Source organism: Tardiphaga sp. 20_F10_N6_6 (assembly GCF_052076045.1).
Classification (GTDB): Bacteria; Pseudomonadota; Alphaproteobacteria; order Rhizobiales; family Xanthobacteraceae; genus Tardiphaga; species Tardiphaga robiniae.
Window position 1 is genome coordinate 3,116,962 of record NZ_CP197239.1, and the last position, 18,926, is coordinate 3,135,887.

The 18,926-nt window shown below is 60.2% G+C and carries 22 protein-coding genes; 9 read left to right on the forward strand and 13 right to left on the reverse strand.

What is annotated here, in order from left to right:
* Positions 1-106: 106 nt before the first annotated feature.
* Complete coding sequence (xoxF5, locus tag AB7813_RS15080) at positions 107-1,912, reverse strand: lanthanide-dependent methanol dehydrogenase XoxF5 (protein ID WP_093757023.1); 1,806 nt, start codon at positions 1,910-1,912, stop codon at positions 107-109.
* Between the two features lie 446 nt (positions 1,913-2,358).
* Here xoxF5 and AB7813_RS15085 point away from each other — a divergent pair, with 446 nt between their 5' ends.
* Together AB7813_RS15085 and pqqA are read left to right on the forward strand one after the other, a co-directional pair.
* Positions 2,359-3,336 carry a helix-turn-helix domain-containing protein gene (locus AB7813_RS15085; protein WP_170849575.1) on the forward strand — a complete coding sequence of 326 codons (978 nt, stop codon included), beginning with the start codon at positions 2,359-2,361 and terminating at the stop codon, positions 3,334-3,336.
* Between the two features lie 118 nt (positions 3,337-3,454).
* Positions 3,455-3,535, forward strand: a complete 81-nt coding sequence (gene pqqA, locus AB7813_RS15090; protein ID WP_081421972.1) for a pyrroloquinoline quinone precursor peptide PqqA — start codon at positions 3,455-3,457, stop codon at positions 3,533-3,535.
* An 87-nt stretch (positions 3,536-3,622) separates the two neighbouring features.
* Here pqqA and AB7813_RS15095 read toward each other — a convergent pair whose 3' ends face one another.
* Positions 3,623-3,931 carry an EthD family reductase gene (locus AB7813_RS15095; RefSeq protein WP_231079394.1) on the reverse strand — a complete coding sequence of 103 codons (309 nt, stop codon included), beginning with the start codon at positions 3,929-3,931 and terminating at the stop codon, positions 3,623-3,625.
* Positions 3,932-4,112: 181 nt separating this feature from the next.
* Between AB7813_RS15095 and AB7813_RS15100 the strand changes: the two genes are divergently transcribed.
* Together AB7813_RS15100 and AB7813_RS15105 are read left to right on the forward strand one after the other, a co-directional pair.
* The gene (locus AB7813_RS15100; protein WP_439084126.1) at positions 4,113-4,982 is read left to right on the forward strand and encodes a hypothetical protein; all 870 of its coding nucleotides are present in this window, start codon (positions 4,113-4,115) and stop codon (positions 4,980-4,982) included.
* A gap of 79 nt (positions 4,983-5,061) precedes the next feature.
* On the forward strand, positions 5,062-5,271 hold the full coding sequence (locus AB7813_RS15105) for a hypothetical protein (RefSeq protein WP_068734580.1): 210 nt from the start codon (positions 5,062-5,064) through the stop codon (positions 5,269-5,271).
* Between the two features lie 3 nt (positions 5,272-5,274).
* Here the strand turns inward: AB7813_RS15105 and AB7813_RS15110 are convergent, their stop codons facing one another.
* Entirely contained in the window at positions 5,275-5,631 is a 357-nt protein-coding gene (locus tag AB7813_RS15110; protein ID WP_089266005.1) for a hypothetical protein, read from the reverse strand.
* Between the two features lie 103 nt (positions 5,632-5,734).
* Here AB7813_RS15110 and AB7813_RS15115 point away from each other — a divergent pair, with 103 nt between their 5' ends.
* The gene (locus AB7813_RS15115; protein WP_439084125.1) at positions 5,735-6,076 is read left to right on the forward strand and encodes a hypothetical protein; all 342 of its coding nucleotides are present in this window, start codon (positions 5,735-5,737) and stop codon (positions 6,074-6,076) included.
* Positions 6,077-6,102: 26 nt separating this feature from the next.
* Here AB7813_RS15115 and AB7813_RS15120 read toward each other — a convergent pair whose 3' ends face one another.
* Together AB7813_RS15120 and AB7813_RS15125 are read right to left on the reverse strand one after the other, a co-directional pair.
* The gene (locus AB7813_RS15120; protein ID WP_439084124.1) at positions 6,103-6,933 is read right to left on the reverse strand and encodes a quinoprotein dehydrogenase-associated SoxYZ-like carrier; all 831 of its coding nucleotides are present in this window, start codon (positions 6,931-6,933) and stop codon (positions 6,103-6,105) included.
* 55 nt (positions 6,934-6,988) lie between these two features.
* Entirely contained in the window at positions 6,989-7,915 is a 927-nt protein-coding gene (locus AB7813_RS15125) for a quinoprotein relay system zinc metallohydrolase 2 (RefSeq protein ID WP_439084123.1), read from the reverse strand.
* Positions 7,916-8,071: 156 nt separating this feature from the next.
* Here AB7813_RS15125 and AB7813_RS15130 point away from each other — a divergent pair, with 156 nt between their 5' ends.
* A complete protein-coding gene (locus AB7813_RS15130; RefSeq protein WP_439084122.1) occupies positions 8,072-8,968 on the forward strand; it encodes a substrate-binding domain-containing protein in 897 nt (298 codons plus the stop codon).
* Between the two features lie 2 nt (positions 8,969-8,970).
* Entirely contained in the window at positions 8,971-9,525 is a 555-nt protein-coding gene (locus tag AB7813_RS15135; protein ID WP_439084267.1) for a PQQ-dependent catabolism-associated CXXCW motif protein, read from the forward strand.
* Between the two features lie 94 nt (positions 9,526-9,619).
* Here AB7813_RS15135 and AB7813_RS15140 read toward each other — a convergent pair whose 3' ends face one another.
* The 6 genes from AB7813_RS15140 to AB7813_RS15165 all read right to left on the reverse strand — a co-directional run bounded on the left by AB7813_RS15140 (position 9,620) and on the right by AB7813_RS15165 (position 15,067).
* A complete protein-coding gene (locus AB7813_RS15140; protein WP_439084266.1) occupies positions 9,620-10,189 on the reverse strand; it encodes a TMEM175 family protein in 570 nt (189 codons plus the stop codon).
* Positions 10,190-10,628: 439 nt separating this feature from the next.
* A complete protein-coding gene (locus AB7813_RS15145; RefSeq protein WP_231079385.1) occupies positions 10,629-11,237 on the reverse strand; it encodes a hypothetical protein in 609 nt (202 codons plus the stop codon).
* Positions 11,234-12,082, reverse strand: a complete 849-nt coding sequence (locus AB7813_RS15150; RefSeq protein WP_439084121.1) for an ABC transporter permease — start codon at positions 12,080-12,082, stop codon at positions 11,234-11,236. The genes AB7813_RS15145 and AB7813_RS15150 overlap by 4 nt, the downstream gene beginning before the upstream one ends.
* Positions 12,079-12,900, reverse strand: coding sequence for an ATP-binding cassette domain-containing protein (locus AB7813_RS15155; RefSeq protein ID WP_439084120.1), 822 nt, complete (start codon positions 12,898-12,900; stop codon positions 12,079-12,081). Before AB7813_RS15155 ends, AB7813_RS15150 begins: the two co-directional genes overlap by 4 nt.
* Complete coding sequence (locus AB7813_RS15160) at positions 12,897-13,889, reverse strand: YVTN family beta-propeller repeat protein (RefSeq protein ID WP_439084119.1); 993 nt, start codon at positions 13,887-13,889, stop codon at positions 12,897-12,899. The genes AB7813_RS15155 and AB7813_RS15160 overlap by 4 nt, the downstream gene beginning before the upstream one ends.
* Complete coding sequence (locus AB7813_RS15165; protein ID WP_439084118.1) at positions 13,886-15,067, reverse strand: ABC transporter substrate-binding protein; 1,182 nt, start codon at positions 15,065-15,067, stop codon at positions 13,886-13,888. Before AB7813_RS15165 ends, AB7813_RS15160 begins: the two co-directional genes overlap by 4 nt.
* A 163-nt stretch (positions 15,068-15,230) precedes the next feature.
* Between AB7813_RS15165 and AB7813_RS15170 the strand changes: the two genes are divergently transcribed.
* On the forward strand, positions 15,231-15,710 hold the full coding sequence (locus AB7813_RS15170; protein ID WP_089266262.1) for a DUF3280 domain-containing protein: 480 nt from the start codon (positions 15,231-15,233) through the stop codon (positions 15,708-15,710).
* A gap of 13 nt (positions 15,711-15,723) precedes the next feature.
* Here the strand turns inward: AB7813_RS15170 and fghA are convergent, their stop codons facing one another.
* Both fghA and AB7813_RS15180 read right to left on the reverse strand, forming a co-directional pair.
* Positions 15,724-16,569 (reverse strand): S-formylglutathione hydrolase, encoded by an 846-nt coding sequence (fghA, locus tag AB7813_RS15175; protein ID WP_439084117.1) that lies wholly within the window; start codon positions 16,567-16,569, stop codon positions 15,724-15,726.
* A gap of 71 nt (positions 16,570-16,640) precedes the next feature.
* Entirely contained in the window at positions 16,641-17,261 is a 621-nt protein-coding gene (locus AB7813_RS15180) for a response regulator transcription factor (RefSeq protein WP_068734560.1), read from the reverse strand.
* Positions 17,262-17,467: 206 nt separating this feature from the next.
* Between AB7813_RS15180 and AB7813_RS15185 the strand changes: the two genes are divergently transcribed.
* Positions 17,468-18,889, forward strand: coding sequence for an ATP-binding protein (locus AB7813_RS15185; protein WP_439084115.1), 1,422 nt, complete (start codon positions 17,468-17,470; stop codon positions 18,887-18,889).
* The last annotated feature ends 37 nt before the right edge of the window (positions 18,890-18,926 follow it).

The window sequence follows — 18,926 nt, forward strand, 5'->3', positions numbered from 1 at the left end:
GTGGCAATGACAGACCAGATGTGACGCAATAGCTTGTCCTCGGCATGCGATTTCAGAAAAGACCGGCGCATGGACGGAGCCATGCGCCGGTGACTGATGCGTCAGTTCACTGTGGGAGTGCAAAGACCGTCAGCGCGCCGCCGAGTGCGGTATAGTTAGTCAGGGCTGCGTAACCACCGACGGCACCGAGACCGGCAGTCGGATCCGTCAGACCCGCTGCGAGACCAATGCCGGCCCAGCCGCCGACGCCTGACAGGACGGCGATATACTGCCGGCCATTGTTTTCGTAGGTGGTGACGTTGCCGATGATGCCGGACGGAGTCTTGAACTTGTAGAGTTCCTTACCCGTCTTGGCATCGACCGCCTTCAGGTAGCCTTCCAGCGTCCCGTAGAACACCACGCCACCGGCAGTGGCGAGCGCTCCCGACCAGACCGAGAACTGTTCCTTGTTGGACCAGACGATCTTGCCGGTCTTGTTGTCCCAGGCAATGAAGTTGCCCATATGGGTTTCGCCCGGAGGCGGATACATCGACAGCGTCGCACCCACATAAGGCTGGCCGGCGGTGTAGTTCACCTTGAACGGCTCATAGTCCATGCAGACATGGTTGGTCGGCACATAGAACAGCTGGGTATCCGGCGAATAGGCTCCGGGCTGCTGATCCTTGGTGCCGAGTGCTGCCGGACAGACGCCCTTGGTGTTGACGTCTTCACCTTGCTTCTCGGTGGAGTACTGATCGACCACTTTCGGGCGGCCATAGGTTGGCGACGACTTGTTCATGTCGACGCCGGTGGTCCAGTTCACCTTCGGATCGTATTTTTCGGCAACCAGCAATTCGCCGGTGACACGGTCCATGGTGTAAGCGAGGCCGTTACGATCGAAATGCGTCAGCAGCTTACGGTTTTGGCCGTTCATCTGCTGATCGCTGAGGATCATTTCGTTGACGCCGTCATAGTCCCATTCGTCATGCGGAGTCATCTGATAGACCCACTTGGCCATGCCTGTGTCGGCATCGCGCGCGAAGATGGTCATCGACCACTTGTTGTCGCCCGGCCGTTGCTTCGGATTCCAGGTGGAAGGATTGCCCGAGCCATAATAGACGAGGTTCAGCTCCGGATCGTAGGAGGTCCAGCCCCAGGTGCAGCCACCGCCGATCTTCCACTGATCGCCTTGCCACGTCTTGATGCTGGAGTCCTTGCCGACGGGCTTGCCGAGCGCGGTGGTCTTCTCCGGATCCACCATGATCTGGTCGTCCGGTCCTTCCGAGAAGGCGCGCCAAGCGAGCTTGCCGGTCTTCAGGTCATAGGCAGTCATGTGGCACTGAACGCCGAATTCGCCGCCCGAGATGCCGATCAGGACCTTATCCTTGACCACGAGCGGGGACGACGTGCCCGTTGCACCCTTGCCAGGGTCGCCGTTCTTGACGGTCCAAACTTCCTTGCCGGTCTTGGCGTCGAGTGCGACCAGCGTGGTATCAGCCTGGTGCAGGAAGATCTTGCCATCCGCATAGGCGACGCCGCGATTGACGGTGTCGCAGCACATCACCGGAATGACGTTCGGATCCTGCTTCGGCTCATACTTCCAGACGATCTTGTTGTCCTGCGACAGGTCCATTGCGTAGACCTTGTTCGGGAACGGCGTATGCACATACATCATGTTGCCGATGATCAGCGGACCGCCTTCGTGGCCGCGCAGAACACCGGTAGAGAAGGTCCAAGCCACCTGCAGCTTGCCGACATTAGCCGCCGTGATCTGGTTCAGCTTCGAATAGCGCGTATTGGCGTAGTCGCCCGCTGGCATGACCCAGTCTTTCGGGTTCTGCGCCATCTTTGTCAGTTCATCATTGGCGATGGCAACGCCTGCGGCAGAGGCCGCCATTGTGCCAAGACAGGTCGCAAGCAGCACCTTTCGCATCGTGATGTCCTCCCAGACATAATGCCGGGTCTCGTCAAGCGGCCCAGCTTCATTTTGGTATCTATGAGTAGCAAGATCCGCTGCTGCATACTTGCCCAAGAGCGAAGCAGGCTTGCTCGACAGAGAACCCGTGCAAGATAATTTTCTCGTACATTGACGAAAAACCTGACGGTATCTGGAAAGCCCACACCTTTCGCACTGCACACGGATCGCCGCACTGCGACCTAAGGGTGATGTTTCACTTGACGGGGCTGGTATCGAGTCAGAGGATCGACAAGGAGAAGTGAGTTACTCTGACCACAATTCACGAGCTGCGGGCTGTGCCGTTACATATTGTTTCGCACATTTTTCCATATGTGCTTCGTTCGATATGTGCTTCGTTCTGTAAGTATAGTTCCGTCTCGTGACGAATTGTTACGTGATGACCTTTCATCGGTGAATTGTTCATGTCCGATACGCTTAGTTCTCTCAGCACATCCGGATTGACGCCGACAAGGCAGATCCAGGTTTGGTCAGATGCCCTGACCGATCTGTGCGGGCGATTTGACATCGATCCGCTGGAAGCATCCACATTCGATGCGCTGATCAGCTGCACATCGGTTTCGCGGCTGAAATTGTGTCACATCGAGGCGAGCCAGCATCGAATCGGCCACGCGGCCCCGCGAATTCGGCAAAGCGACCATCCATACGTAAAGATTGTGTTCCAAACTTATGGCGTTTCGCATTTCGAACAGGACAGTCGCCGGATCGATATCGGACCCGGCGATTGCCTCGTCTATGATGTATCGTGCCCGCATACCATCGTCAGCCCGGCCTTTACACGCCATGACGTCGTGATCGTGCCCAAGGAGCTGCTGCATGAGCGCGGCCTCGGTGCGGGAAATCTGGCCGCCTGCAAACTGTCGGCGCGCGCCGGCACCGGGCGCATCGCACACGAATTTGTACAGGCTGCCTTCCACGAAGCGACCAGACTATCGCCAAACAGTGCCATCGGTGTTGCGGATTCACTAATTGATCTGTTGCTGTTGCCGCTGCGGGAAGTCGACATGACGCTCGATCGCGTCGGTCCGGAAGCCATGTATGTCCGTGCGCAGGGTTTCATTCGGGAACACTTGCGGGACCCCGAGCTCAGCATCGATCAGATTTCGTCTGCACTGCACTGCACCAAACGTTATCTGCATATGCTGTTCAGCGACCGCGGAATAACCGTCAGCGACTATATCTGGCAGGCGCGGCTGCAGAATTGCCGGCAGGAGCTGGAAGCGCAGAACGGAAAGACGATCACGGACGTCGCATTTTCCTGGGGCTTCTCAAGTTCCTCGCACTTCAGTCGCGTGTTCCGGAAATATTTTGGCGTGGCTCCATCCGCGATACACAAAGCGCATCACGGCCATCAGCGGCCTGCTCTCACCGAGGAAGTGTAGTTAAACTTCGGTTGCCTGCACATTTTGCGCCGCAACCTGAGGAGTTAAGTTGAAAGACGTCGCCTCACTGCTTATCGTGCGGCGGCGCAATCATCGCGCAAACTCTGAGGAGACCAAGATGAGCTGGAAGACTCCGAAGATCGTGGAAGTGCAGGTCGGCATGGAAATCAACATGTACGCCTGCGCGGCCCGTAAGTGACAGATTGATCGTCTTGATCGATCTCTCCCGGCTCGCAGACTGCGGTTTGTGAGCCGGGCAGAGGCCGCTGAACCCGCGTTGCGGCTGTCAGGCGTCCTTCGTATCGAAAATCAGAAGATCTACGCCGCCATCCGCAAAATTCGCGAGATCGCCTGCTGCAGCCTGCCCTTCCGGCGAGGCGAGGCCAAGCTTGAGCGCCGCAACCGTTTCGAAATCCAGCGCCGCGACCAGATGAATATCGCTGTCTCCCGTCGGCGTTGTGACGCCCCCCGTGCTGACACCATAGTGTCTCAGCCCTGGAATCTTCTTTGCCAGCGGGATATGTACAGATTGATAGTATTTGTCGAAGGCTGCGGGCTTCTTCGGTGTTTTGTAGAGGACCAGGAGTCTCGCCATGGACATATCCTTCCCTGACTATTGGCACTAACGGCGCGCCGCATGCGTATAGCAACCGATCCTGGTGCGATGTTCAAGTCAATCGCAGAGACGTCTTCGCGGCTGGGCCAATTTCGACTAGGCTCGCGCGGTGCGTTATCTCTATATATACGCCTCTCTTCGATGACAGGATTGGATGCAGGTGCAGCGCGGCGTCAGGACAGTCTACGCGGCGATTCTTGCATTCAGCACGCTGGCCGCCGTGCCGCGCGCACAGGCCGGTGACATCGATACCGAGCATATTTTCGGCTTCATGATCGGCAGTGACGTCGGCCGGGTGGGCGAGCGGGAATTCCAGAGCGAGACGACCGGGCGATTCGGCAAATCCGGCGGTCGCTATCGCGCGGGCGAGCAGGAATTCGAACTGGAGTTCGTTCCCGCGAAGGACATTCGCATCGAGATCGGCAGCAGTTTCTCGGCCCATCGGATCACTGGCGTTCCCGGATTCGCCGATCAGCGCACGCTTGCCTGGCAGGGGGCATCGCTGGATTTCCGCTACAGATTTCTTGATCGCGAGACGGCCCCCGTCGGCATGACGCTCGCGATCGACACGCAGTTCAACGGGATCGACGAAACGAGCGCAGCGCGGGTCAGGAGCTACGGCACTGGGCTCACGCTGGCCTTCGATCGAGAGATCGTTCCTGACGTTGCTGTTGCGGCACTCAATCTGATCTATCAGCCGGAATGGACGCGCTATGTCGATACTGGAACGCGGGAACGCGAGGCGAGCATCGGAGCGGCGCTCGGCGTCATGATGCAGGTGCGCCCCGGCATCCTTCTCGGCGGCGAGGCGCGCTATATGCGCCGATATGAAGGGATCGGTCTGGGCGAGCTGTCTGGTCAGGCGCTGTTCGTCGGGCCAACTGCCTATGTCCAGCTTTCGGACCGATCACGACTGACTGCAAGCTGGAGCACGCAAGTGTGGGGCCGCTCCGAGGTGCCGGGATCGTCGCTGGATCTGGTCAGTTTTGAGCGTCACCAGGCCCGTCTGGTTTACGGGATCAATTTTTAGCCTGGAAATCGCCGAAACTTCGCGCTGACGGGCGCGTATTTCAGATGTTATCGTCCGGTGAACGATCTGGGATGCCGACATGAATATGATCAATCTGGTCCTGACAGTCTGCGCGGTAATGTCGCCAAACACCTGCGAAGAGCGGAACCTGTCGTTCACGGCAGACTTCTCGCTGCATCAATGCGCCATGGCAGCGCCGCCCTACATTGCCCAGTGGATCGGCGAACACCCGAAATGGACCGCGGTGAAGTGGCGCTGCGAATATCCGCATAGCCATGACAAGGCATGATCGTTACTTGTTGCAGTCCTGCAGGTCCTTGTCCGCAATCGAGAATACCGCATCGGCCTTGATCTCGATATTCCTGACCACGCACTGGCGCGCCTCGGAATAGCTGACCTTGGCGTCGTAACTGCCGGGCTCTATCCCCGTGATGCGCAGCCGCTCGTCGTGATCGACTTCCTTATCCTTGTCCGCCAGTGTCAAGTTGGCGCTCCATTGCTGCTTTCCTGCCGGGGATAGCTGGAACCCGGTAATGGTCGATGTCGTCAGGTTCCAGAGCCGAATGCCCTTGCCGGCTTTGCCCTGGGCATGAGCATGGCCTGCGATGAGCAGCAGTATGACAGCCATCGATAGAGATGCGCGTGACATGTCCCCTCCATATCTGTTCGGCTTATTGAGCCGTTTCGTTTTCTTAGTATAGTTTGCCAGTCGTCTTCGCCAGCTTTGCGAGGCTCTCGTGGGACCCGATCGAATGACAGGATATCTCGTCACGCTTGCGGCCGTTGCCGTTTTGTCGGGGTCGGCAAGGGCGGCGGAGGTCAATGACTATCCGACCTCCGCGCGCGCCGAATATGTCTTCGGCTGCATGAAAGCGAATGGCGAGAGCCGGCAGTCGATCGAGCAATGCTCGTGCTCGATCGATGTCGTGGCGTCGCTGGTGCCCTATACCCGCTATATCACGGCGGAAACGGCGCTGAGCATGTCGCAGGTGCGCGGCAATCTGAGCGCCCAGTTCCGGACCTCGGAGCAGGCTAACAGCGCCATCAATGACGTCAGGCGTGCCCAGGCCGAGGCTGAAGTGCGCTGCTTCTAGCGCTATGCTCTGCATGATGCGCTGCGTTACATGCCGGAGCCATTGACCTTCCACTCATGCCTGAACTGATGCCCGTCAGTGTCCTTGGCCTCGGCGCGGAACGTCTTTGCGCCATTTGAGACGTAAGTGAATCGAATATTCGGGTCTTCGGAGATCGAGATCCCGCCCTCCACCGACAGGACCGGGCTGTTGTCCTGCCAAAGCTGGAGCCGGTCGACATAGAGGGCCGGAATATAGAGTTGCGAGACCTGATCCATCTGCAGGCCGGAATTATTGGGGTGGCCGATCATGACCTGCGCCTCGCGCGTACCGCTTTTTTCCTCGTTTTGCGCTCCAGCAAACTCCCTGTAGCGCATCTGGCCCAACCGGCCCTTGGCCTCTTCGGCATTCTTCGCCGCCGGCGCAGAGCAGCCACCGGATGCCTTCACGTAGGTTTGCACCACATAGAGTTTGCCGTCACCGGTCTCAGCGACGGCATGGACGTTGGTGTAATTATTGATTCGGACACGAGTTGAAATCTCCGAGACATTGGCGTCGGCCCCGAGCTTGAATTTCGCGGCCATGGGCGCCGGGTTCTGGTCGATCACCAGCGTGATCGTCACCACCCGCGAGCGTGCGTCGAATGTCGGCTTGAGGCGTAACGTCACCGGCACGATCGCGGCATCCTCCGCGCGCGTCGGCATCTCGAGTGCGATCAGGTTGCTGCCGTCTTCCATCGGTCGGCTGTCGAAAATATCCTGCACCAGCCCCGGCCATGGATCGTAAGGCTCCGGACCGGCCGCGGACACAGAATGCGGACTGAGTAAAGCGCTCAGCAGGATGGCGGCACAGACGCTGCGGATTGCAAACTCCGGCATGGTACGGCCCTCGCAAGGGAAGAAGCGACGCGCTTCATACTACCCCAACCGGCAGTCATTCCCATTCAAATTGTGAGTATGCTGCAGTTGCGTTGCGGACGTTGTAGTCATCAAAAAGCTCCCATTTGCCGCGTTCCGCTTCTGCCGCGTGTTTCGTAGCTTCCGCGATCGGTTTGCCGTCGATGACGTCCTTGCGGATACCGAACGCGAGTGTTTCGAGATACCGGCGTTCGCCGGCGAGGGCTTGAGGCCAATCGCTCACTGGACCATGGCCGGGAACGACCCGTTCGGCCGGCAGCGCTGCGAGATCGTCCAGCAGCTTGAGCCACGCCTGGATGCTGCCATCGAGCACGGGAATATGGCGGAGAAAGACCAGATCTCCAGCGAACAACGTCTTCGTCGCCGTGTCGAATACCGTCACATCACTATCGCTATGGGCGGTGGGCCAGGCTTTCACGACAAGCGTGCGCCCGCCGAGATCGAGGACGAGCTCTCCATCGACGAGCCGGGTTGGCGGTACGATACGGACGTCATCGATCAGTGCGTCGCCCATGCTGCGCCTGAATGCGTCGAGATAATACTGCCCGCGTACGGCCAGTGCCTGCGGCAGCCTGATATGGCCGACGAACTCGGTTCCGTCAGCGACGAAAGCGGCGTTGCCGAACATATGGTCGGGATGGCCATGGGTGTTGATGACGTAGTGAATGGGCTTGTCTGTGCGCGCGCGGATGGAAGCCAGCAACTGTCGCCCTTCCCGCACGCTGCCGCCGGTGTCAATCACGGCAACCGCCCGATCGCCGATCACGACGCCGATATTGGCGATGGCGCCGTCATTATCCGACGACATCAAGGCGATGCGCCCCTGATGCATGAAAACACCCGGTGCGATTTCACTGATCGCCAAAGTCTGTTGTTGCGCGCGAGCAGATGCGAGCATTGCCAGCATGATGAGCGCTACATGCATCGCAAAGCGAGATGTCATTTGCATCTCCATATCACTCCGGGGCAAGTAGCGATTCTGCAATCACCCGGAAAGTGCGGCGCAACATCGGAAGCGCTCCATTGCATCTTGCACGCTTAAAACGAGAGGCCTAGGTTTTTGTCGTGTCACCCATCAAATGTGAACGGCAGGTAGCGCATGCACCACAGAGCGGAACGATCCGGAAAACGTCGCGCGCTACTCACGTCGCTCTTTGCGAGTGCGCTGTTGCTTGAGGGCATATGCACCGCGCTTGGCCAGACTGCTGCGACCGACGATCTCTCGATCGAGCTGGTCGATCCACAGTCGCTGCGTGTTTGCGCCGATCCGCGTAACATGCCGTTCTCGAATGAGAAGGGCGAGGGCTTGGAGAACAAGCTCGCCGAGCTGTTCGCAGCCAAGCTGAACAAGAAGCTCGATTACGTCTATTTCCCGCAGGCGACGGGCTTTGTTCGCATGACTCTCGGCGCGCATCGTTGCGATGTCATCATGGGCTTCCCGCAGGGCGACGACCTCGTCCAGGGCACCAATCCCTATTACCGGACGGCCTATGCCCTGGTGTCGAAGACCGGCGCAGGTCTCGATGACGTCACGACGCTGGATGACGCCAGGTTGAAGAGCAAACATATCGGCATCGTGGCGGGGACGCCGCCCGCGACCAATATGGCGGTCAACGGCTTGATGGTGAATGCGAAGCCCTATCCGTTGGTAATCGATACCCGCATCGATTCATCGGCACTGGCCATGATCAAGGATCTCACATCCGGCGATATCGACGCTGCGATCCTGTGGGGGCCTATCGCGGGCTTCTACGCCAAGAACGCCAATCCTCCGCTTCATGTCACGCCGCTGGTCAAGGAAACCACCGGGCCGCGCCTCGTCTATCGCATCGGCATGGGCGTGCGCTCCGCGGATCAGAACTGGAAGCGGCAGCTCAACCGGCTGATACAGGAAAACCAACCGGCCATCAACAAGGTCCTGCTCGATTTCGGCGTTCCCATTCTCGATGAGAACAATCGTCCGATCGGGCCGGAGGCGGCAGCCAAGTCGCCGTGACCATGCGTTACGCCATCCTTCTCGCGATGGCACTGGTGATGGTCACTTCGGCCCAGGCGCAGGACGCCGTGCCCGAGCCCGACGACTATCGCACCGACAATTATCGCACGCTGGTGCCGGCGACGCTGAAAGGCGGACGCGTCATCACGACGAAAGACGCGGAGGCGATCTGGCGCGACAAACGCGGCACTTTCATTGATGTCATGCCGCGTCCGCCGAAGCCGGCCAATCTGCCGCCGGAAACGGTCTGGCGCGACAAGCCGCGGCACAACATTCCGGGCAGCCTGTGGCTGCCCGACACCGGCTACGGCAGGCTGGCCACCGAGACCGAGGCCTATCTGCGGGATGGTCTCGCGCGCGCATCGGCCGGCAACCCCACTGCGCTTCTGGTGATCTACTGTCAGGCCGATTGCTGGATGTCGTGGAATGCCGCAAAGCGCGCGGTGTCCTATGGCTACAGCAATGTCGTCTGGTATCCGGAAGGCACCGACGGTTGGGAGCTGGAGGATCTACCGTTGGCGGATGCGCAGCCCGAACCGCGGTCGCCGGCGAACTAGGGCGTGACCCCATAAACTTGGAGCGGACGGCAGACGCCCATCGCGGGGCGGCTAGCCATTGCATACGAGGAAGCCTTGGCAGAGATCGAGCTGGCTAATTCGTTCTCGGCGGCCAGCGCCGGGCCGCCAACCAGCCCGCCAGAGGCGCGCCAAAGGCCAGGCACCACATGAATTGCGCAACGAATGGAGCGACGGCGGCCATCACCGTTGCGAGCACGAGTGCAAAGACCGGAAAGACCGCGATTGCCAGCAACTCGGAATTGCGGCGACCTCGCAGCGCCAGAACCCACAGCAGCGCGTTCAAGCATGCAATGACTGTCAGATGGAAACCGTAGCTTACTGCGACGACACTATCGAGCCGATACGCGCCATAAAGTCCATTCGTCACCGGAAGCATGACAATCGACAGCAGGAAGATCAGATTGAGGAAGACTTCGCCGCGGCTGCCTTCCGGCGCGAAAGTGAGTCGCCGATGATGGCTGAGCCAGAACACCCCGGCCACAATGAAACTGATCATCAGCGCGATGACAGGTTGTGCGTAGGCACCGACAAGCTCCATCCAGGTCGGCGCTTTTGTGAACCTGCTGGCCTTCGGCAGATCGTAGGCGAGCAACGTCATCGCAACGCCGAAGATGGTGTTGCTCAACGCCTCCAATCGGCGCATTTCGAAAAGGCCGATCTGCTTCAAGCTCGCTCCCCTTCAAAGCCGCCGGACACGAGACCTGGACATGCTTTCAGCTGCTGGATTGTGGGACATGGATTGCCGGTGCGGGCAAGGTAAGAGGTCGCGACGCTTCGATAGTGATCATCAAAGCACGTTGGTCGCTGTAGGGACAGGCCGCCATGTCCGAGTTCGGTCATTCACGTCGATTTTGGCATGTCCGGGATATGTCCGCTTACGGGGTGATCGCGGAAGTACGGTCCTCCGTTCTTTGCCGGTTGAAGGCACCGGCTTAGACGTGCTTCGAGCGTCCAAACCGGAGCAATATCGGCGCGTCGCGACCTGATACGACGAACTCGCAGTCAACTATCTGGCGTTCGTCAAACCCGCATCAATCCGAATTTGGCTATGCGCTAATGAGTCCCCAACCTGCCACGCGATATCATTCCATCTCCTGCTGGATGGTGCGGCTGAGCGCGAACAGCCGCTGGTCGATCAGCGTCGGCACCTCGCAGACGAAGGTGACGACGCGGCGCCGGTCGTCGAAGATGCGGGCTTCCCATAGCAGCTTGTTGTTGAGTTCGTCGATCTTCGCCTGATCGGGTGGTGACGCGCTCTGCAGCGTCTGCAGCATGGCCGTGTCGGCGCGGACACGGTCGGCGGCTTCGCGCTGTTTACGCGTGACGCGTTCGAGACCGGCCAGCACTGTCGCGCGCTGCGCGTTCAGACTGTCGAACAGCCCGGCGAAGATCAGTTTGCCTGACCTGGCCTTGTCCGGCGATCGCGACAGAAAATCCGTGATCGCCTTCTGCGCTTCCTCAACGGGTACGCGCCGTGTCGCCAGACGTTCGACAAGTGCGCTGACCTCCGCGTCGTCCTTCCAGGCGCTGGCGACATCGTCGATCGGCGGTCCGGCCCAGACGGCGGCCAGCGAGATTTCCGGCACTTTGGCCTGAATGCACGGCCAGTCGGGATAACGCGGATCCGCGGCCTGCGCAGTGCCCGACCAGATCAACAAGAGTGCTGTGATGATGCCGATCGCTCTGTTCATGTCTCGCCCCCGGCTGGTGCCCGGCGGGCAAGGCCGCGACCGGGATCGTAAGCAATGATTGCACCGATCATAAATACGGCGGTACAGCCCGCGACAACGGCAAGGGAGACCCAGTTGACCTTGTCATAGAGCGCGAAGCGGATCAGTTCGACCGCATGGGTGAAGGGATTGAACAGGCAGAGATAATAGAGCATCGGGCTGCCCTCTTGCACGCGCCACAAAGGATAGAGTGCGGACGACGCAAAGAACATCGGGAAGATCACGAAGTTCATGACCCCCGCAAAATTCTCCAATTGCTTGATGCGCGACGAGATCAGCATGCCCAGCGATCCCAGCATCAATCCGGACAGGATCAGTGCCGGCAGAACAGTGAGATAGCCGATGAGCGGCGGAGCGATGTCCCAGAACCAGGCGATCAGGAGAAATGCATAGACCTGCAGCAGGGAGACGACGGTCCCGGCCAGCAGTTTACATACCAGGAGAAACCAGCGCGGCAGCGGGCTGACCAGAAGCGTCCGCATATTCCCCATCTCGCGGTCATAGACCATCGACAACGAGGACTGCATGCCATTGAACAACTGGATCATCGCGATAAGGCCGGGCGCGATATAGACCTCATAGAGAATATAGGTTTCGTAAGGCGGGATGATCGAAATACCCAGCACCTGCCGAAAGCCGGCGGCGAAAATGAACAGCCAGACCAGCGGACGCACCAGCGCCGAAACGAAACGTTCGCGCTGATGCAGGAAGCGCAGCGCCTCCCGCCACAGGATGCCGTTGAGGCAGGTGACATAATTGCCGAAACTCAGCTTGCGACGCTCATGCGTGACGAATGTCGTACTCACGATGACCTCCCGCGCCGGTCGGCCGCCTCGGTCATACCCCGGAAAGCCACGTCGAAATTGGGCGCGCCGGTTTCGCTCAGGATCTGCGTCACGGAACCGCGTGCAAGCACATGGCCGCCATGCAGAACGACGAGATCGTCGCTGGTGGCAATCTCGTCAAACAGATGTGTGGCCCACAGCACGCCGATGCCTTGTTCCGCGACCAGCATTCGAACATGCGCAAGAATATCGGCGCGCGCCTGCACGTCGAGGCCAACGGTCGCTTCATCCAGCAACAGCAGCCGCGGCCGGTGCAGCAATGCGCGGGCGATCTCGAGACGTCGCATCTGTCCGCCGGAGAGATCGCGCACCCGGCTGTTCACCCGGTCGGCAAGGCCGATGCGCGCAATCACCTCGTCGCCGCGCACGCGAGCCTCGCGCCGCGCGATGCCTTGCAGTGCCGCATGATAGAGCAGGTTCTGCATGACAGACAGATCGAGATCGAGCGTACGCGGCTGAAACACCACGCCAAGCAGCCGCAAGGCTTCGCTCGGCGTATCGCTGATGTCGTGGCCGAATACGCTGATCCGTCCAGTTTGAATACCGAACAGCCGGGTGATCAGCGCAATCAGCGTACTCTTGCCCGCGCCATTGAGGCCGAGCAGAGCCGTGAAACTCGCCGGTGCGACGCTGAAGGAGACATCCGACAGCGCCTGCCGACGACCATAGCAATGGCTGATGCCTGCGACCGACAGAGCGGGTGTGATCGCCGAAACGTCAATTGGCTCCGGCGCGTCGTGCGCGATCTGTTCCGGGCGTGATGTGTCGATGGTGGTCATGGCCGTGCCATGGCGACGCCCCAGGGCAATTCGCCGACCTGAATGGTCTTGATGACCTTTTGCGCCGCGACGTCGATGACCGAGACATCGTTGGAGACGCCATTGGTGACCAGCAGATATTTCTCATCGGGAGTAAACGCCATGTGCCAGACCCGCTGGCCCACCAGCAGATACTTGATCACTTTGTGGGTCGCCGCATCGACGACGGCGATCCGGTTGGCGGGGCCGAGCGCGATGAAGGCGATTTTGGCGTCCCGGGTCATGCCGATGCCGACCGGCTGAATGGCTTCGCGCCGCAGCCCGGGAATATTGAACTCGATCTTGTCGGTCACGACCCGCTTGGCGGGATCGATCACGGACACGGTGCCGCCGATCTCGGACGACACCCACAGTTCCGAGCCGTCGCGCTTGAATTCGGCAAAGCGCGGGCGTGCGTCGACCAGGACATTGGCAACGATCTCGCGCGTCGCGGTGTCGATGAAATGCGCCATATTGGTGGTTTCGGACGTGTTGATCAGGATCTTGCCGTCAGGGCTGATCGCCATGCCTTCGGGCTCGACACCGACCTGCACGTCGCCCATGCGCACGCGCTTTTCGAGATCGATCACGGTCACCGTGTTGTCGTTCTCATTGGCGACATAGAGAACCTTGCCGGCGGCATCCTGGGTGAAGAGCTCGGGATCCGGACCGGACGGCAGCGAGTCGACCACCTTCTGACTGGCGACGTCGATGATCTGGATGGTGTCGTCGTCGCCGACCGCGACCAGGACCGATTTGCCATCGCGCGTCAGTTCGATCCCACGCGGACGCTGACCGACCTTGATAGTCGCCGTGACGGTCCAGCTATCAGTGTCGATCACCGAGACCGTGTTGCTCTTCTCGTTCGACACATAAGCGAGAAAGGCCGATGCAGGCGCCGCCGTTGCAAGCCATGCCGCCGCTCCGCACAGCCAGACACGGCGCAGCATCTTCGATCTGTTCATCATCATTGCAGCCTGCATTTGCTTTCCGGGCGATCTATACCGAGCGTGTCGAGCTCCGAGACCTGATGCAGGAAGCCTTCCTGCGGCGAGACCGAAATCACCATGCGCCCGTCGACCAGCAGGATCGGCTGGCGTAGCTGCAGGTTCCAGTCGCGGATCGTGAGCCGCTGTCCCTTGAAGCCGGCGATGGAAAAATCGGGCGACTTCAGAAACGCCAGAATGGCTTTGCCATCGCCCGAATTCGTGCGGGATGCGGCTTCGCCGATCATGCGGGTCGCGAGCCAGGCCTGCATGTCGCGCGCTGTCATGCGGCGCGCATTCAGTTTCGTGAAGCGGTTCTGGATCTGCACGGCACCCCATTGATCCTGAGCAGCATGCCAACTGGTCGGCACCAGGCCCGCCGATCCCGCGACTGGCCGCGGATCCCAGGTGCGATACGGCAGATAGGAGGCGAAGACTTCGCTCTCGTCGGCGGCGATCATGACGTCATAGGCCGGTGCCTGTTGTGTGAAGACCGGTATCTGGCGCTGGATCAATGTGACACCGCTATCGGTACGCCGCGCGCCGCCGGTGTCCTCGAAGACACGTTCCTGCACGATCTTTGCGCCGAACCGCGCGGCGGCACGGCGATAGGCGTCGGCTTCAAGTCGATCGTCGTCATGCGAGCCGACCACGAGCAGCCAGCGTTTCCACTGCTTCCACACCAGATACTGCGCCAGTGCATCCGCCAGCATCGATCGCGTCGGCGCAATATGGATCACATTGGCACGGCAGTCCGCCTCGCGCAGCCGGTCGTCGGCAGCGCCCACATTGAAGAGGATGCCGCCGCGGTCACGCACCGCGTCGGCCGCCTGCAATAATGCATCGGGCGGCAGGTCGGCAATGATGAAGGTATTACGGCCAGCGAGATCGCGTGCGGCTCCGGCGACATCGTCACCGTCCTTCACACGGACCTCGTCCAGCCCGAACTGCTGCTTCAGGAACTTGCCCGTGGTGTTGTTGTCCTCGATGGCGAGCCGCGCGCCGGCGATGCCATCGTTCTCGGACGGTAATTCGACCAGCGAAAGAGTTGCCTTGATGCCGACCTGACCGAGATAACCGATGCTGATCGTCAGCGGTTCGGCCGCCAGCGCAGACGACGTCACGGCGCAGAGACTGATCGCGCCGATCAACCACCGTATCATGTTCCCTCCGGCTACTCCTTCCCGGCTTGGCGCCGGTGAAGGGTCTCGTGCTTGAAACATGAACCAATTATCGTAGCTTGCAACCTCGGATTCTGCCGACGCGTTGCATTTTAATGATGCGAGGTCCGCGATGAGAGCCCTATCGATCACCGTGCTGTTATTGATGATGACAGCGACGGCTCACGCCGCAGCGCCTAAAGTGGCGGTGTTCAATTTCGAATGGCTGGATACGAGCCTCGAAGGCGAGGTGAAGGGACGCCGCAGCGACGAGCAGGCAAGACTACTCCATGCTGCCGACCAGCTTCGCGAGGAGATGAAGCAATCCGGCCGTTTCGAGCTGCTGGACATGTCATCCCTCAATGTTGCGGCGCAAGGCCGGAACTTGCAGGCATGCGGCGGCTGTGACGTACAACTCGCGCAGCAGATCGGTGCCGACCTCGTCATTACGGGGCTCGTACAGAAAGTCTCGAACCTAATCCTTAATATGAACATCACCCTGCGAAATGTTCACACCGGGCGGCTGGTCGCCACCATGAGCGCTGACCTGCGCGGCAACACCGATGAAAGCTGGTCACGGGCGACGAGCTATTTGGTTCGCAACCGCCTGCTCGCACCGAATTACGGCGCCCCGCAGCCGCAGTAGCGCGAGCCGCAACTCACCCTTTGAGCCGCGCTGCGTGCCAGCGCAGATGGTCGGCCATGAAGGTCGAGATGAAATAGTAGCTGTGGTCGTAGCCGGGCTGATGGCGCAGCGTCAGCGGAATGCCTGCCTTTGCGCAGGCATTCCGCAGCAGTTCAGGCCGCAATTGTTCGGCCAGAAAATTGTCGGCGTCGCCCTGATCGACCAGCAATTCGGGGAATCGCGCGCCGTCCTCGATCAGGGCAACCGCATCATGCTTTCGCCAGGCAGCCTTGTCGTCGCCGAGATAGCCGCCGAGCGCCTTGATCCCCCACGGCACCTGCGACGGCGCCACGATCGGCGCGAAAGCGCTGGCCGCGCGGTAGCGATCAGGATGACGCAGCGCAATGGTCAGCGCCCCATGCCCGCCCATGGAATGGCCGAGAATCGACTGACGACTGCTATCGATCGGGAATTGGTCGGCCACGAGCTGCGGCAGCTCCTCGGTCACATAACTCCACATACGATAGTTGCGCGCATACGGCTCCTGGGTGGCATCGACATAAAAGCCGGCGCCCAGCCCGAAGTCATAGGCATTGTTGGCGTCACCGGGAACATCGGCACCTCGCGGGCTGGTGTCCGGTGCAATGAAGATCAGCCCCAGTTCGGCGCATGCGGCGCGAAACTCGCCCTTTTCGGTGACATTGGCGTGGGTACAGGTGAGGCCCGAGAGATACCAGACCACAGGCAGCCTGGCGCCGTCTTGATGCGGCGGCACATAGACCGAAAATGTCATGTCAGTTCCGGTCGCGCGACTGGCGTGTTTGTAGACGCCCTGTGTGCCGCCATATGATCGATTGAGCGAAACTGTCTGCATGGTCATGACTTTACAGGTTGGGTGCGGCAGCGATGCGACACCGCCGAAACAAGTGATGTCTGGTCAGGGACGCCCGGTCAGGCGATGCCACGCTCGATGGCGAAGCGCACCAGTTCGACTGAGCTGCGGACGCCGAGCTTTTGCCGCATGAGTGACGATGTATTGGCCACCGTCTTGTAGGAGGCGTGAACCATCCATGCAATCTCGGCGAGGCTCTTGCCGGCACCGAGCAGTCGCAGGATCTCCATCTCGCGCGAATTCAGCTTCGACAGCGGGCTTTGCGTCAGCGCAGGTCCGGCAAAAGCAAGGCTCCGCGCCATCGCCGGTGGGAGATACACGCCGCCGCGCGCAACCTCATAGACGGCCTCCAGCAGATCGTGTGGGTCACCGGTCTTGGAGACATAGCCCTTGGCGCCGCTCTCGATCGCACGGGCGGCGAAGATCGGGTCGTCATTCATGCTGAACATGATGATGCGCATCGTGTCGTCGCGTAGCAGGATGCGCCGCGCCAGTTCATATCCGGAAACTGTCGGCAGATTGATGTCGATGATGCAGATATCGGGGTCTCCGGTCAGGAAAACCTGCTCACCACTGGCGGCATCGGACGCTTCCAGCAGTTCGATCTCCGGATCGTCCGCGAACACCGCGCGGCAGCCCGATGTGACGATGGGGTGATCATCGACGATCAGAACGCGCATGGGTTAACCCCGTAAACTCTGACGGCCAGAAACTCTGTCAGCAAGTCTCGACCTGCTCCTCGATTGCTGCGCTGCATCAGCCGCGCACCTTTGGAGTGACATGATTGACAATCGAAGGTCGCCTCGATCCGATATGATCGCCGTCGAATTTCGCTGTCAAGTTCATAGTCGCGGCATGCAGGCGAGATGCGAGTGAAAGCATGGTCATGTGGCAGAATCTTTCGCTGCGCGCGCGGATCAATCTCCTGGTCGCGCTGGTGCTCGCTCTTGGCCTGGTCGCCAATGTCGTGCGGCTCGCGCTGGAAGCTGGCCCGCGCGTGCAGGCCGAGGACCAGAGCGTGATCCGGCTGACACGTGAAGTCATCGAAAGTATCGGAACCAGCCTGAACGAAGCGCCGGATCCGAATGCGCGGCTCGATAAAATTGTCGCCGATCTCAATCGATTGCGACATGTCAGTATTGTCAGGCAAAGCGATGGGAACATGCCGTCCCCGAAGAGTGACGGTCAGGATCGGAGCGACGGTGCAGGTTCTCCACCATCGTGGTTCGTGTCATTGATCCATCCCGAGCGGATATCGGAGTCGGTGTCGGTGACGATTGGCGGGAAACAGCAGACGCTGCTGATCACCTCACATCCCGATGACGAGATGCGGGAGATATGGGACGGCATCGTCACCCAGCTCGCACTCAGTCTGATCGTTGCAATGGTGTTGTTCGTCGTCACGAGCCTGGTCGTTCGGCGGGCGCTGGCGCCGCTCGATGCATTGTCGCAGGCCATGGTCGATATCGAAGCCGGGAACTATCAGGCGCGCGTCGCCCCCACGGGAGCACCGGAACTCGCCGCACTCTGCATCCGGCTCAATCATCTCGCTGCCACATTGGGCGATGTGCTCGAGGACCGGCGGCGTCTGGCCCAACGGGCCGTCTCGCTGCAGGATATCGAGCGCAAGGATATCGCACGCGAACTGCATGACGAGTTCGGGCCGTATCTGTTCGCCCTGCGCGCCCATGCGGGCGCAGTGATGCGCCTCGCCGATCACGATCCGTCGGGCACAGGTGCCTTGTCGAGGCATGGCGCTGCCATTCTGGCGCAGGTCGATGTCCTGCAGCAGTTCAATCGCCGCATTCTCGAGCGATTGCGGCCGGTCGGGCTGACGGATCTCGGCCTGTCCGGTGCCATTACGGTCTTGCTGCGTCTCTGGCGCGAATCCCATCCGGAGGTCGTTATCGAGAGCCTGATATCCCCGACGCTTGCTCCGCTTGGTGAGGTTGCCGAACTAACCGCCTATCGCGTCGTTCAGGAGGCACTCACCAATGTGTTCCGCCATGCGCAAGCCTCTGCCGTGAGCGTGATCATCGAACCGGTGATGGGGGCGGCGGCGAAGCCTGACTGTGACAACGTGCTGGTCCGCGTGCGCGACAATGGCCGCGGCCTCGATCCTGATCGCAATGGCGGCTTTGGTCTGGTCGGCATGAGAGAGCGGGTCTGGGCCCTGGGCGGGACGCTCACGGTCAGATCTGATGCGGACGGTGTGACTGTCGAGGCCATCATTCCCGTGACGGAGCCGCTGCCAAATGCGCCTGCAACGCGCGATCGGGAATTTGTCCCGACTTTATCGGGAAAATAACTGAGACGGATTTCGACATTTGCAGATAGCGCAGCCT